The 13,863-nt window shown below is 73.8% G+C and carries 16 protein-coding genes; 8 read left to right on the top strand and 8 right to left on the bottom strand.

Features of this window, described 5'->3' with window-relative positions:
* Positions 1-32: 32 nt before the first annotated feature.
* Positions 33-626 carry a GNAT family N-acetyltransferase gene (locus KV557_RS07840; protein WP_256177074.1) on the bottom strand — a complete coding sequence of 198 codons (594 nt, stop codon included), beginning with the start codon at positions 624-626 and terminating at the stop codon, positions 33-35.
* 105 nt (positions 627-731) lie between these two features.
* Between KV557_RS07840 and KV557_RS07835 the strand changes: the two genes are divergently transcribed.
* Positions 732-1,487: a Clp protease N-terminal domain-containing protein gene (locus tag KV557_RS07835; protein WP_218199022.1), complete on the top strand. Its 756-nt coding sequence runs from the start codon at positions 732-734 to the stop codon at positions 1,485-1,487.
* Positions 1,488-1,548: 61 nt separating this feature from the next.
* On the opposite strand, the gene KV557_RS07830 is transcribed toward KV557_RS07835, so the two are convergent.
* Positions 1,549-2,040 carry an NUDIX domain-containing protein gene (locus KV557_RS07830; protein ID WP_218199021.1) on the bottom strand — a complete coding sequence of 164 codons (492 nt, stop codon included), beginning with the start codon at positions 2,038-2,040 and terminating at the stop codon, positions 1,549-1,551.
* Between the two features lie 174 nt (positions 2,041-2,214).
* Here KV557_RS07830 and KV557_RS07825 point away from each other — a divergent pair, with 174 nt between their 5' ends.
* Entirely contained in the window at positions 2,215-2,541 is a 327-nt protein-coding gene (locus KV557_RS07825; RefSeq protein WP_218199020.1) for an STAS domain-containing protein, read from the top strand.
* Here KV557_RS07825 and KV557_RS07820 read toward each other — a convergent pair.
* The 5 genes from KV557_RS07820 to KV557_RS42350 all read right to left on the bottom strand — a co-directional run bounded on the left by KV557_RS07820 (position 2,437) and on the right by KV557_RS42350 (position 6,051).
* Positions 2,437-3,426, bottom strand: coding sequence for a sigma-70 family RNA polymerase sigma factor (locus KV557_RS07820; RefSeq protein WP_218199019.1), 990 nt, complete (start codon positions 3,424-3,426; stop codon positions 2,437-2,439). The two genes, KV557_RS07825 and KV557_RS07820, sit on opposite strands and share 105 nt — an antisense overlap.
* Before the next feature lie 69 nt (positions 3,427-3,495).
* Positions 3,496-4,722, bottom strand: a complete 1,227-nt coding sequence (locus tag KV557_RS07815) for a serine hydrolase domain-containing protein (RefSeq protein ID WP_218199018.1) — start codon at positions 4,720-4,722, stop codon at positions 3,496-3,498.
* Between the two features lie 194 nt (positions 4,723-4,916).
* Positions 4,917-5,189 carry a hypothetical protein gene (locus KV557_RS07810; RefSeq protein WP_218199017.1) on the bottom strand — a complete coding sequence of 91 codons (273 nt, stop codon included), beginning with the start codon at positions 5,187-5,189 and terminating at the stop codon, positions 4,917-4,919.
* 178 nt (positions 5,190-5,367) lie between these two features.
* The gene (locus KV557_RS07805) at positions 5,368-5,634 is read right to left on the bottom strand and encodes a UBP-type zinc finger domain-containing protein (RefSeq protein ID WP_218199016.1); all 267 of its coding nucleotides are present in this window, start codon (positions 5,632-5,634) and stop codon (positions 5,368-5,370) included.
* Between the two features lie 150 nt (positions 5,635-5,784).
* Complete coding sequence (locus tag KV557_RS42350; protein WP_308129802.1) at positions 5,785-6,051, bottom strand: MmyB family transcriptional regulator; 267 nt, start codon at positions 6,049-6,051, stop codon at positions 5,785-5,787.
* A gap of 110 nt (positions 6,052-6,161) precedes the next feature.
* On the opposite strand from KV557_RS42350, the gene KV557_RS44415 reads away from it, so the two are divergent.
* On the top strand, positions 6,162-8,762 hold the full coding sequence (locus KV557_RS44415) for a lysylphosphatidylglycerol synthase transmembrane domain-containing protein (protein WP_218199015.1): 2,601 nt from the start codon (positions 6,162-6,164) through the stop codon (positions 8,760-8,762).
* A gap of 26 nt (positions 8,763-8,788) precedes the next feature.
* On the opposite strand, the gene KV557_RS07790 is transcribed toward KV557_RS44415, so the two are convergent.
* On the bottom strand, positions 8,789-8,986 hold the full coding sequence (locus KV557_RS07790; protein WP_218199014.1) for a hypothetical protein: 198 nt from the start codon (positions 8,984-8,986) through the stop codon (positions 8,789-8,791).
* Between the two features lie 198 nt (positions 8,987-9,184).
* On the opposite strand from KV557_RS07790, the gene KV557_RS07785 reads away from it, so the two are divergent.
* From KV557_RS07785 to KV557_RS07765, 5 genes are all read left to right on the top strand, one after another.
* On the top strand, positions 9,185-9,652 hold the full coding sequence (locus KV557_RS07785; protein WP_218199013.1) for a carboxymuconolactone decarboxylase family protein: 468 nt from the start codon (positions 9,185-9,187) through the stop codon (positions 9,650-9,652).
* Positions 9,653-9,788: 136 nt separating this feature from the next.
* Positions 9,789-10,430 (top strand): class I SAM-dependent methyltransferase, encoded by a 642-nt coding sequence (locus KV557_RS07780; RefSeq protein WP_218199012.1) that lies wholly within the window; start codon positions 9,789-9,791, stop codon positions 10,428-10,430.
* Positions 10,427-10,996, top strand: coding sequence for a TrmH family RNA methyltransferase (locus tag KV557_RS07775; RefSeq protein ID WP_218199011.1), 570 nt, complete (start codon positions 10,427-10,429; stop codon positions 10,994-10,996). The genes KV557_RS07780 and KV557_RS07775 overlap by 4 nt, the downstream gene beginning before the upstream one ends.
* Before the next feature lie 127 nt (positions 10,997-11,123).
* Positions 11,124-12,044: an ABC transporter ATP-binding protein gene (locus KV557_RS07770; protein ID WP_218199010.1), complete on the top strand. Its 921-nt coding sequence runs from the start codon at positions 11,124-11,126 to the stop codon at positions 12,042-12,044.
* Entirely contained in the window at positions 12,038-13,702 is a 1,665-nt protein-coding gene (locus KV557_RS07765) for an ABC transporter permease (RefSeq protein WP_218199009.1), read from the top strand. The genes KV557_RS07770 and KV557_RS07765 overlap by 7 nt, the downstream gene beginning before the upstream one ends.
* Positions 13,703-13,863 lie beyond the last annotated feature (161 nt).

The following is a 13,863-nucleotide window of genomic DNA, read 5'->3' as shown; positions in this document are numbered from 1 at the left end:
CCCGTCGCAGGCACCCGCCAGAGCTTGTCGATCTACCAGAGCTTGTCGATCGTCCCGGGGTGGAGGGCGATCCGGCTGTGCGGGAAGTCCGCCCGGTGACGCTCGGCGTGCGCGGTGAAGAAGGCCGCCATCGTCACCTTGTCGAAGCCCTCCCGGTCGCTGGGGAACGGCTCCTCCGCCGTACCCCCGACCAGCACCGCGCCCGGCAGCGACCCCCAGCCGGCGCTCTCGTAGAAGCCCTGGAGCCCGCGGTCGCAGGTGAACAGCCCGAGGTCCGCGCCGCCGTCCCGGGCGGTGGCGCGGGCCGCCGCCACCAGCCGCCGCCCGTGGCCGAGGCCGCGGCAGGCCGGGTCGGTGACCACGGTGGACAGCCCGCTCGCCGCGTACGTCCGGCCGGCGTGGACGAGGTCCTTGGAGAGCACGTCCAGCGCGGCCACCACCCGGGTGCCGTCCAGCAGCAGCATGGAGAGCGGGCGCAGCGCCGGATCGTGCACGGGCCCGGCGGACGGACCGGACGGACCGGGCGGGCCCGGCCAGGCCAGGTCCTGCAACTCGGCCACCCGGAGCTTGAGTTCGGCCGGCACCTCGGCCTCGGGCAGGGTGAGGATCCGCAGCTCGGCAGCCATGTCCGACACCTTCGCTCCGTCCTGTCACCCGATTTCTCGAAGCCTACCCGGAAACATCGTCAACTATCGGTTGACGATATGGCATCGACAACCTACGGTTGACGCATGGAGAATCCCGTTGTTCCCAGCACGACTCCGCTGCGCCTCGACGACCTGATCGCCGCGATCAAGAAGGTCCACACCGACGCGCTCGACCAGCTGTCCGACGCGGTCATCGCCGCCGACCACCTGGACGACCTGGCCGACCACCTGATCGGCCACTTCGTGGACCAGGCCCGCCGCTCCGGCGCGTCCTGGACCGACATCGGCCGGAGCATGGGCGTGAGCAAGCAGGCCGCCCAGAAACGCTTCGTCCCCAAGGACCCGGCCACCCCCGACGACCTCGACCCCAGCCAGGGCTTCGCCCGCTTCACCGACCGGGCCCGGCACGTCGTCGTGGTCTCGCAGGAGGAGGCCAGGACGGCCGGCAACGCCGAGATCACCGCCGAGCACCTGCTGCTCGGCCTGATCGCCGAACCCGAGGGCATCGGCGCCAAGGCGCTCACCGCCCAGGGCATCAGCGCGGAGGCGGTCCGCACCGCGACGGCCGCCGTCCTGCCGGCCCCCGCCGACAAGCTACCCGCGCTGATCCCGTTCGACGCGCAGGCCAAGAAGGTCCTGGAGCTGACCTTCCGCGAGGCGCTCAAGCTCGGGCACAACTACGTCGGCACCGAGCACATCCTGCTCGCCCTGCTGGAGCAGGAGAACGGCACGGGCGTGCTCGCCGACCTGGACGTGGACCGGGCCGAGGCCGCGACCTTCATCTCGGAGGCCATCACCGCCATCATCGCCGCCCGGAACGAGGACCCGAGGCAGCCGTGAACCGCGGACGGGCCCCGGGACGGTCGACCGCCCCGGGGCCCGCACCGCTCGCGACCGCCCGTCAGAATCCCGAGACGTTCGTGGTGACGATCCGCACCCGCCCGTCGACAGCGGCCTCCATCGCCGCCCGCAGCCGCGCCGAGCGGGACGGGCCGAGCAGCACGAGCGCCTCCTCGTCGGAGACCCAGCGGTAGTCGTCGAGCTCACCGGCCGGGACGGTCACGGGGGTGCCGTCCGGGACGGTGCCGAAGTCGAAGAGCAAGTGCTCGGCGGGGTGGTCGAGTTCGGCGGAGGGGTGGGTCCAGGAGATGGCCAGCAGGTCGCCGGCGGCCTTGACGATGCCGGTCTCCTCCGTCAACTCCCGTGCGGCGCACTCGGCCGGGCCCTCCCCGAGGTCGATCGTGCCGCCCGGGAACTGCCAGTGCTCGCGGTACCCCGCCTTCACGATCAGGATCCGGCCGGACTCGTCCCGCAGCAGGCAGCCGGCCGCCGCGTAGATCCGGGGCAGGGACGCCAGCCACTCTTCGCGGGACTTCATGGGCTCGGCCGACACGGCGGGTCCTCCTCGGGCACGGGGGTATCTGCGGCCCCTACTCTGCCACCGGCCGGGCCGTTCTCACCCCTGGCCATTTCTCGCCCCGAGTCGTTCTCGCCCCGGACCGTTCTCGCCCCGGACTGTCCTCGCCCCGGACCGATGAGCCGGGGCCCTCGGAGCAGTCCAATCTGCATGGAGACCAAACGAATCAGCGCCCACCCCACACTGACCTGTGACCTCGGCGCCCTCACCGCCCCCGACCTGGCCGTCGTCGACGCCCTCGCCCGGCTCCGGCTCGCCGCCGCCCGGCACGGGGTCGGCGTGCTGCTGCTGAACGCGAGCGGCTCCCTGCGGGAACTGCTCGCGTTCAGCGGACTGGCCGACGTCCTGCCCGTGGCGCCGGAACCTGATGCCCTACCTGCCGGCCTCCTCGGCTTCGAGCCGGGGCGGGAGGCCGAACAGCGGGAACACCACGTCGGTGTCGAGGAAGTTGGTGAACCCGGTGATCCGGCCCGCTGACACCTCCGGCACGATCAGCGCCCAGGGCTCGTGCCCGCCCGCCGGGCTCGGCCGGTACTGGCCGAAGGCCGGGCCGCCGTTGGCCGTCACCGGGATCAGGCGGGAGCCCCGGCAGCCGTGGCCCGGGCCGAGCATCCATGCCCGGATCTCGTCCCGGCCCTGCAGCCACATCGCGTACGGCGGCATGTTGAGCGTGACGTCCTCGTGCAGCAGCGCGGCAAGGCCGTCCATGTCGTACGCCTCGAAGGCGCTGACGTAGCGGTCCAGCAGCGCGCGGTGGTCGTCGTCCAGGGCGGGGGCCGGACGGGCGGCCTCGCCGTCCGCGGCGAGCACCGCGCGCGCCCGCTGGAGCGCGCTGTTGACCGAGGCCACCGTGACGCCGAGCAGTTCGGCCGCCTCGGCGGCCTTCCAGCCGAGCACCTCGCGCAGGATCAGCACCGCCCGCTGCCGGGGCGCGAGGCGCTGGAGCACGGCGACGAACGCCAGCTTCACCGACTCGCGCTGGGCGGCCACCTCGGCCGGGTCCCCGGTCTCGGGCAGTACCCGGCCGTCCGGCGCGGGGCCGATCCAGGTCACCTCGGGCAGCTGGGTGTCGCTCGCGGTGGCCACCGTCACCGGGCCGGCCAGGTCCATCGGGCGGGCCCGGTTGTTGCGGCCGTTCAGCGCGTCCAGGCAGACGTTGGTGGCGATCCGGTACAGCCAGGAGCGCAGCGCGGCCCGGCCCTCGAAGCCCTTGTGGCCGCGCCAGGCGCGGACCATGGTCTCCTGGACGGCGTCCTCGGCCTCGAAGACCGAGCCGAGCATCCGGTAGCAGTAGCCCGTCAGTTCGGTCCGGTACCGCTCCAGTTGGAGCTCGACCGGCTCCTCCGTGATCACGTCGGCCATCGTGTGCCCCCGTCGTCCTGCCGTGCCCTGTGAACGGCACGAACGTACCGCAGGCCACCGACACTGACCTCAGTGGGAGCCGTATACCTGGCCGGAGCCGAACGAGGCGGTCGCCAGCTTCCACAGGGTCGGGAACTCCTCGCCGTTGAGGCCGGTCGGGTTGAGCGCGATCACCGCGGTGCGGGAGAGGTCGCGGGTGGCGAACACGCCGCTGCTGTAACCGGGCCGCGCGCCGGTCTTGCCCCAGATCTCCGTGCCGTTCGGCAGGGTGGCGCGCATCAGGCCCTTGCTGAAGCACGCGTGCCCGGCCGTCGGGCCGATCTCGCAGTTCTTGTTGTGGTTGTTCGGCAGGTCCGGGACGTTGAACAGTTCGGCCTGCTGGGCGGGCGGCAGCAGCCGGCCGCGGAACAGCGCGGTGAGGAAGCGCTCCAGGTCGGCGGGGGTGGAGATCATCCCGCCCTCGGCCCACGGGTACGGGCTCTGCTCGGTGACGTCCGCCCGGGTCGTCGTCCCGTCGGCGGCCGGGACGTCCACGTAGCCGGTCGCGTGCGGGTCCGGGAGGTCGAGGTCGTCGGCGGCCGGGACGTACGTGTCGCGCAGGCCGAGCGGGCCGGCGATCCGCCGCGCCACCTGGTCGGCGAACGTGTCGCCGGTGACCTTCTCGATCACCATCCCGGCGACGTAGGTGTTGTTGCCGTTGTACTGCTGGGCCGTACCGGGCTGGAAGCTCATCGGCTGGGTGAGCATGTCGGCAACCACCTGCTCGGGTGTCCAGCCGTCCGCCTTGTGCGCGACGAACCACTGCGCGCTGCCGTCCCCCGACGTCATGCCGCCACCGCCGGGCAGGCCGCTGGTGTGGTCGAGCAACTGGCCGACGGTGACGGGCGGGTAGCCGGCCGGCAGCAGCCCGGGCAGGTACTGCTGCACGGTGCCGTTCAGGTCCACCTTGCCCTCGGCGGCGAGTTGGAGCATCACGGTGGCGGTGAACACCTTGGAGATGCTGCCGATCCGGAACCGGGCGTCCGCCGGGACGTCCTCCCCCGACGTGCCGCGCCAGTGCGCGCCCCGGCCGCCGACCCGGACCAGCGCGCCGGTGATGTTCGCGGGCAGGGCGTCGATCGTGCTCGCGAGCGTGTCCCGGTCCAGCGGCCCGGCCTCGCCCGTGGCGGCGGCGACGGCGACCGGCGTCCGGTCCGCCGCCAGGGCGGGCGTCGCCGCCCCGGCCGTGACGGCGGCCAGCAGGGCCCCCGTAGCCGCGAGGACGGTCCAACGACGGCTGCGCGTACGGGTGTTCATGCAGATCGATCTCCAACTGGGGCTCGCCCGGCGAGTGGTGGCGCCGAGTGGCGGCGCTTACCGGACGAGTCTGTGCGAGAGCGGCGGCCCGGCCCATCCGGGACGGCCCCCGATCCGACCCTGAAAGCCGACCCTGATCGCACGTCAGGGGCGGACACCCGAATCGGGCGCCCGCCCCTGCACTGCAGGACCGTTCAGTGTGCGGAGTGCTTCTCCGCGCCCCGGTGCCGGTGGCCCTTGAGCTCGGCGTGCATCGCCGGGGCGGCGTGCGCCGCCGACATCCCCGTCTCGCGTCCGCCGTGCCGGAAGGGGTCGCCGGCGGCGAACCCGGCGGTGGCGGCGGGTGGGGCGTTCATGCGCAGCCGTGGCACGAGCGGCTTGGGGCTGCTCGCCATGCCGCGGCGCTCCAGCAGTTCCTGGGTGCCCCGGCGGAGCTTGTCGGTGCTGCCCGATGTTCGCTTGGTCATCGTCGGCCTCCCTTCGGCGGTCACCGGCCGGACGGACGTCGGCCGGAGGGCCGCACGGGCGTTATGTCCGGATTTTATCCGGGTTTCATCCCGGTGCCACCGGAAACGGCACCCCTGCGCCCTCGGCCGCTCAGCTGCTCAGCTGCTCAGCCGCCCAGCCGCCCAGCTGCTCAGCCGCTCAGCCCATGACCTCGTGGACGAAGCACCATCGCCAGTCCTCCCCCGGCTCGTACGAGCGGATCACCGGGTGCGAGGTCGCATGGAAGTGCGCGGTGGCATGCCGCTGCGGCGAGAAGTCGCAGCAGCCGATGTGGCCGCAGTCCAGGCAGATCCGCAGGTGCACCCAGTCCCGGCGGCCCTGGGCCAGGCACTCGGCGCAGCCGTCGGTGGGCGGGAGGGGATCGATGGTCCGGGGGGCCATGGCGAGGTCTTCGCAAGCGTTCATGGACGCACGGTTTCGCAGGCGCTCATGGACGCAGAGTAGTGACGGCGGGCCCGGGCCACACCTCAAGACACGCGCGCCCGCTCACTCCGCCCGTACAGGGCTGCTGTCCGCCGTCCAACTCGCGAGCAGCGCGAGCTTCTGCGCCGTCGGCTAGCCGGCCGGCGCCGTGAACGCCACCAGCAGCTGGTCCGGCGCGCCGTTCACGCTCAACGTCTCGCAGCCGAAGTCCGGTTCACCGACCAGCGGGTGGTGGATCAGCTTCACCCCGTGGGTCTTCTCCCGCACCTGGTGGTCCGCCCAGAGCCGGCGGAACTCCTCGCTGCGCACCGAGGGTTCGCCGACCAGCGCGCTCAACCGGGCGTCCTCCGGGTACAGTCCGGCGTCCCGGCGCAGACAGGCGACGGTCTCATCGCCCACACCATCAGCCGCCCCCGGCACGTCAACCTGCGGCACCTGGTCGCCCTGCCGACCCGGCAGGCGCAGGGAGCCCGGCCCGGTCCTCAGGACGGCATGGGAGCATGCCCCCCGTGGCGATCGTGACGGGGAGAACGGACGGCGGCACCGGCGGTGGCGAGACCGCAGGTGCGCCGGGGCAGATACGTGTGCACGGTCCGCGCGGACCGCGGGGCCCGCGCGGACCGGTGGCCGGCACCGGCCGGATCCGGCAGCCGGTCGCCCTGATCCGGCTGCTCACCGGCCTCTTCGGCATCGCCCTCGCCCTGCTCCTCGCCGACTACGCGCGCGCCACCACCGGCGGCGTCGCCGCCGACGTCGCCGAGGCCACCGAACTCGTACCCCGCCCGCTGGCCGGCCTCGCCGGCGGCCTCACCACCGCCGCCGTCCTGCTCCTCCCGGTCGGCCTCGCCGCCCGCCGCCTGCTCGGCCCCGACCGGCGGCGCGCCCTCCAACAGGTCTCCGACGGCCTGCTCGCCGCCGTCCTCGCCTACGGTGTCTCGCTCGCCCTCGACCTCTGGGCCGACGGACTCGCCCCGGCCTCCCTGACCGCCGCGCTCACCCAGCCCCTCCCCGGTGGCCACCTCGGCCACAGCGAGCCGGTGTACGGCTACCTCGCCCCCGTCCTCGCCTTCATCACCGCCTCCGGCAGCCGCGAACGGCGCGTCCCCCGGGCCGTCCTCGCCCTCTCCGGCCTCGCCGGACTCGCCGGCGGCTACGCCACCCCCACCGCCCTGCTGCTCGGCCTCCTCCTCGGCTGGACCGCCGCCCACGGCGTCCTCTACGCCGTCGGCAGCCCCGACCCCCGGCCCCGGCCCGCCGAGATCCGCCGCAGCCTCCGCGAAAGCGGCCTCCGCCCCACCGACGTCCACCCCACCGGCCCCGACCGTTACCGCGTCCACCAGGCCGACGGCCACCCCGACCTCGACGTCCAGCTGCTCGACCGCCAGGCCGTCACCGCCGCCGCCGTCCACCGCGCCTGGCGGCGCCTGCGACTGCGCACCGCGCCCCACCCGCGCGCCCTGCGCTCCCCGCGCACCGGCCTGGAACACGAGGCCCTGGTCTCGTACGCGGCCATCGCCGCCGGCGTCCGCACCCGCCGCATCGCCGCCACCGCCGGCCTCGGCCAGGACACCGCCCTCATCGCCTACGAGCACCTCGCCGGCCGCACCCTCGACGAACTCGCCGACGAGGAGATCACCGACGCCCTCCTCACCGACGCCTGGCGGCAGCTCGCCCTCCTCCAGCGCCGGGAAATCGCGCACCGGGCGCTCGTCCCCTCCGCCCTCCTGGTGGACGACGCGGGCGCGGTGCACCTGACCGACTTCGCGGACGGCGACATCGCGGCGAGCGAACTGGTCCTCCGCTGCGACATCGCCCAGCTCCTCACCACCCTCGCCCTCCGCACCGGCGCCGCCCGCTCCGTCCGCACCGCCGTCACCACCCTCGGCCCCGACCCCGTCGCCGCCGCCCTCCCCCTCCTCCAGCCCATAGCCCTCGCCCCCACCACCCGCCACTCCCTCAAACGCCGCACAGCAGCCCCGCCAGCCACCGAGCGGGCAGCCAGCCGGCGCAATCCCGCCCCAGTCCTCCCGCGCCAAGCCACCACCGCACAGTCACCAGCGGCCGACCCCACCACCCCCGCCGAAGCCGCCGCGCCTCCCACCGATCTGCTCGACGCCATCCGGGCCGAGGTGCTGCGGATGCGGCCGCAGGCGCCGGTGCGGGCGGTGAAACTGGAGCGGCTGCGGCCTCGGACGCTGCTGGCCGTGGCGGGTGGCGTGGTGGCCGGGTGGCTGTTGATTCCGCAGCTGTTCTCGGCGGAGCAGAATCCGATCGCCGCCGTGGCCGACGCCGATCCGGTGTGGCTGCTGCTCGCCCTGGTCGCGGCGGCGGCGAGCCACGTGACCGCCGCGATGGGGTTCGTCGGCTTCGTGCCGGAGCGGTTGGACTTCCGGAACGCGGTGTTCGCGCAGGTCGCCGGGTCGTTCGTGAAGCTGGTGTCCCCGGGCGGGGTCGGCGGGGTCGCGTTGAACACCCGGCTTCTGCAGCAGTCCGGCATTCCGACCGCACAGGCGCTGTCCAGTGTCGGCGTCGGCCAGCTGATCGGCCTGGTGCTGCATCTGCTGCAGCTGGGCGCGTTCGTCTATCTGCTGGGCCAGGAGCCGGGCGGCTCCGAGCTGGACGCGCTGCCCGCCGTGGCGGGCGGTCTGGCCGGGGCCGCGGTGCTGCTGGCCGCGGTGTCGGCCGTGCCGCCGGCCCGGCGGTGGCTGGCGGCGCGGCTGCGGCCGCTGACGGCCGAGGTGCTGCCCCGGCTGCTGGAGCTGCTGCGCAATCCGGGGCGGCTGACGGTCGGGATCACCGGGCAGTTGCTGGTCTCGATGTGTCTGACCACCTGCCTGTACTGCTGTGCGCGCGCGGTGGGCCGGGAGCCGTCGTTCGCGGCGGTCGCGGTGGTGTTCCTGACCGGCAGCCCGGTCGGCAACGCGGCGCCGACGCCGGGCGGGGCGGGTGTGATGGACGGGGTGCTGGTCGGCCTGCTCCAGTCGGCGGCGTCGATGGAGGAGGGCGGCGCGGTGGCCGCCGTGGTCCTCTACCGTTCGCTGACGCTGATCCTGCCGGTGCTGCCGGGCTGGGCGGCGTTCGCGTGGCTCCAGCGCCGCCGCGCCCTGTAGCCCGGCGGCCCGGTGGCTCGGTAGCCCTACTCCCGGTACTCGTCCTCGTCGAGCTGGACCACCCGGCTCTGCTCGGCGGCGTCCGCGACGTCGGTGGCGGGGTCGGCGCCGAGGGCCCGGCGTTCGGCCACTTCGTCGTACTCGTCGCCCTCGGGTGCCTCGTCGTCGGGCTCGACGGTCTCGACGGCCTCGTCGATCAGGTAGTCCTCGTGATTCTGCGGCATGGCGTCCGTCCTCGCTGTTCGGAGGCTCCCACGGGCCCGGATGGCGGTACTCAGTATCCGCCGCCGGGCGCCCGGACGCGACGTGCCGACGCCGCCCCGGCGTGTTGCCCGGTCACCCGTCTCCCCCACAATTGACCCACGAATCCAGTGATCGAATGACCCATAGCCATGGTGCATTCCCTCCCTAGAGTCGTAGTCATGACGACGAACGAGATCACCGAAGCCCCCGCCCGCCTCAACTACGCCCGCACCGTCCCCAAGGTGTTCCGCGCGATGATCGCCCTGGACGCCGCCGCCCGCGAGGGCCTGGACCCGGCCCTGGTCGAGCTGGTGCAGATGCGCACCTCGCAGCTGAACGGCTGCGCGTACTGCCTGGACATGCATGCCAAGGACGCCCGCAAGGCCGGCGAGACCGACGAGCGGATCTACCTGCTGCCGGTGTGGCACGAGGCTCCGGCCGGGGTGTACTCGGAGCGCGAGCGGGCCGCCCTGGCGCTGGCCGAGGAGATCACCGCCATCGGCGGGGGCGTCTCGGACGCGGTGTACGCACGGGCCGCCGCCCACTTCGGCGAGGAGGAGCTGGCCCACCTGATCTCGGTGTGCTTCACGATCAACACCTGGAACCGGATCAACGTGGCCACCCGCAAGACCCCGGGCACCCTGTAACCGCCCGACCGGAGGGGCCGCACCCGGCCCGCGCCGGGACGCGCCTCGGGCCGCCGGGGGTACGATCGGTGCCGTACCAGGGCTTACCCACACCCACCCGGTGGCCCCGAGGCCCTTACGAACGACGGGGAACAGCATGTCCGGCTCGCACTACTTCACGGGTGCACCCGAGGTCGCCAGCGAGCGCCGGCCGATCACGGTCTCCCTGCCGGACGTCACCCTGGAACTGACCACCGACGCCGGGGTGTTCTCGCGCAGCCGGCTCGACCCGGGCACCCGGATCCTGCTGGAGCACGCCCCGCCGCCGCGCGTCCGCGGCCCGATCCTGGACATCGGCTGCGGCTACGGCCCGATCGCGCTCACCTGGGCGACCCGGCGCAAGCGCCTCCCGGTCTGGGCGGTGGACGTCAACGAGCGCGCCCTGGAGCTGGTGCGGCTGAACGCCGAGGCGCTGGGGCTGGGCAACGTGCAGGCCGCGCTGCCCGACGACGTCCCCGAGGACGTCCGCTTCGCGACCATCTACTCCAACCCGCCGATCCGGATCGGCAAGGCCGCGCTGCGCCGGCTGCTGACGCACTGGCTCGGCCGGCTGACCCCCGACGGTTCGGCGTTCCTGGTCGTGCAGAAGCACCTGGGCTCGGACTCGCTGCAGCAGTGGCTGAACGAGCAGGGCTACCCGACCTCCCGGGTCACGTCGGCCAACGGGTTCCGGATTCTGGAAGCGCGGCCCCGCCCGGCGGGCGAGGGCTCCGAGAGTGGACGAGGTACGACGTCGTGAAGCAGCTGCGCGGGACCGAACTGAAGCGTCTGCACCGCTCGTGGCGGCGCAGCAACGAGTTCCGGCTCGCGATAATCCTGGAGAACCTGCAGTCGCCGTTCAACGTCGGCTCGGTCGTCCGGACCGGCGCGGCGATGGGCGCCGAGAAGCTGTACCTGACCGGGGACACCCCGTCGGTGCGCTCGACCGGTGCGCAGAAGGCCGCGATGGGGACCGACAAGTACCTGAAGGTGGAGCACTTCCCGACCGCGGCCGAGGCGGTGGCGGCGGCGAAGGCGGACGGCTTCAAGGTGGTCGGCCTGGAGCTGGCGGACGAGGCGGTGCCGATGTTCGCGGCCGAGCTGACCCCGGCGGTGGCCTTCGTGCTGGGCCACGAGGACCGCGGGATCACGCCCGAGGCGCTGGCGCTCTGCGACCAGGTGGTGTTCGTGCCGCAGCTGGGCCGGGTCGGCTCGCTGAACGTGTCCGCCGCCGCGACGGTGGCCTGTTACGAGGCGCGCCGCCAGGGGTACGCGATCAGCGGCACCCCGGACGGCAGCGACGTCGGCGGGCTCGACGACGAGTAGGGCCTGAGCAGTACGGGGAGGGGTGTGCCTTTCGGCACACCCTTCCTTCGTTTACCGCCGTTTTCCCGCGCTCATATCTGCCGAACGGCAGATGTGCCCGTCCGCCACCGCCGGAAGCATGGCGGGCATGAAGACGCTCCGGATCCACGACCTGACCAAGGAGTACCGCGGCGGCAAGCGCGCCGTGGACTCCTTCTCGCTGACCCTGCGGCCCGGCGTCCTCGGCCTGCTGGGCGCCAACGGCGCCGGCAAGTCCAGCCTGATGCGCATCCTGGCCACCGTCACCCGGCCCACCTCCGGGCAGGTGCTCTGGGAGGGCACCGACATCGCGCGGCGGCCCGGCCCGCTGCGCCGCACGGTCGGCTACCTCCCGCAGGACTTCGGCGTCTACCCGCAGCTCACCGCCCGCGAGTTCCTCGGCTACCTGGCCGCCGCCAAGGGCCTGCGGCGCCGCTCCGCGAAGGCCCGGATCGACGAACTGCTGGACCTGGTCAACCTGTCCGGCTCGAGCCGGCAGCGGCTCGGCGCGATGTCCGGCGGGATGCGCCAGCGGGTCGGCATCGCCCAGGCGCTGCTCAACGACCCGCGGCTGCTCATCGTCGACGAGCCCACGGTCGGGCTCGACCCGGAGGAGCGGCTGCGCTTCGGCAACCTGCTCACCGGGCTCGGCGCGGAGCGGATCGTCATCCTCTCCACCCACATCGTCTCCGACGTGGCCGCCACCGCCGACCGGATCGCCGTCATGGGCGGGGGCCGGCTGCTGCACCATGACACCCCGGAGGGGCTGCTCCGGGCGGCCGAGGGCCGGGTGTGGGAGCTGACCGTCGAACCGGGTCAACTTCCGCTGCTTCGCTCGCGGTTCCTGCTCGGCGGCACCACGCGCACCCCGCAGGGCGTCCGGGTCCGGATCCTCTCCGGCGAACGGCCCGCCCCGCAGGCCGAACCGGCCGAGCCCCGGCTCGACGACGCGTACCTGCTGCTCAGCTCCGCCCCGGCCGCCCCAGCCGCCCCAGCCGCCCCGGCCGTGAAGGAGGCGATGGCATGGTGACCACCGGCGCCCTCGGGGCCCTCGCGCTCGCCGACTTCCGGGAGCGCCGACGCCGCCCCGCCTACCTGGTCGTCCTGCTCGGCACGCTCGCCCTCGGGCTGCTCGCCGCGCCGGTCGGAGACTCCCGCTGGCAGGTCTTCCAGGTCAGCGACTTCCACGGCCGCTACACCAGCGGCTACGTCGGCACCGTGACCGCGCTCGGCGGCGCGGTCTGGCTCTCGCTGGCCGGCTTCGGGATCACCCGGGGCACGATCGGGCGGGACGAGCGGAGCGGCGTCGGGCAGATCCTCGCCGCCACCCCGCTGAGCCGACTCGCCTACCTGGCCGGGAAGTTCCTCAGCAACCTGATGGTCCTCGGCTCGATGCTGCTCGCCCTCGCCGGGACGGCGCTCGCCGTGCAGCTGATCAAGGGCGACTCGGACCGGGTGGACGTGGTGCGGCTGCTGCTGCCGTACGTACTGATCACGCTGCCGCTGCTGGCCGCGGTCGCCGCCTGCGCGGTGCTCTTCGACACCGTGCCCGGGCTGCGCGACGGCTTCGGCGCGCTGGTCTGGTTCGTGGTCTGGCTGGTCGGCGTGCTCGGCGCGCAGGCGGGCGGGGGCTACGACCTGCTGGGCATGCACCGGATCACCGCGTCGATCCGGGAAGCCATCGCGGCGGGCGGGCACCCGGCCGACACGGTGGAGTTCGGAGTCGGGCTCACCGCCGACAACCGGGTGCTGGGCACCTTCGACTGGCCCGGCCTCGGCCCGGGCGAGGCGGGCGGTCTGGCGGCCGACGCGGGCCTGCTGGTGGCGGTCGCGGTGGCGCTCGGGCTGGTCGGGGCGATGTGGTTCCACCGCTTCGACCGGGCCGCGGCGCGGGCCGGGGGCTCCCTGCCGGCCTCCCGTCTCCCCTGGCCCTTCCGGCCCTTCCGTCCCTTCCGGCCCTCCGATCTCTCCCGTCCCTCCCGTCCCTCCCGTCCCTCCCGTCCCGGCGAGCCGGCGCCTGACGCCGGGCGGCGGCCCAGCGCCGACTCGCCCGCCTTCGTCCTCGATCCGGCCCGGATGACCCCGGCCCGGCCGGGTGGCACCGTACTCGCCGCCCTCGTCGGCGAACTGCGCATCCTCGTCCAGGGCAAGCGCCTGTGGTGGGCCGGCGCGCTCACGCTCGCCCTGCTCGCGGCGGCCGTGCCACCCGACGGCCCGACCCACCCCGTGTTGCCCTTCGCCATGCTCTGGCCGGTGCTGCTCTGGTCCCGGATGGGCAACCGGGCGGACGGCGGCAGCATCGACGACCTGCTCGCCGCCTGCCCCTCCCCGGCCCGGCGCCTGCTGGCCGGCCTGCTCGCCGGGGTCGTCCTGGCCCTCGCCGTCGCCGCCGTCCCGATCACCCGGCTGCTCGCCGCCGGCCACACCCGAGCCGTCGCCGCCGCCCTGGCCGGGGTGCTCCTGGTCCCCGCCCTGGCCCTGCTCTGCGGCACCGTCACCCGCGGCCCGCGACTGTTCCAGTCGCTCTACCCGATGCTCTGGTACGGCATGATCAACCACCTCGCCGGCCTGGACTTCCTCGGCGTCACCCCGGACCACGGCCCCACCCCGATCGCCGTCGCCACCACCGCCGCAGCCCTCACCCTCGGCGCCCTCGCCCTCGACTCGATACGCGAGGCCACCCGGTGACCGCCCAGTTCCCCCGCGCGGGGGAGCCGGCCCGTTCTTGCGGCGGACGTTCAAGTCCGGTCCCCACTCGGATCTTTGAGGCACCAAAGGGCGAGGATCCCAACTCCCTTGCGAACGAGAAGGAACGACCATCCGAAAGCTCATCGCCGGCATCGCGCTCA

Source organism: Kitasatospora aureofaciens, from assembly GCF_019192735.1.
GTDB classification, from domain to species: Bacteria; Actinomycetota; Actinomycetes; order Streptomycetales; family Streptomycetaceae; genus Kitasatospora; species Kitasatospora aureofaciens_A.
This window is presented reverse-complemented; position numbering and strand designations above follow the sequence as displayed.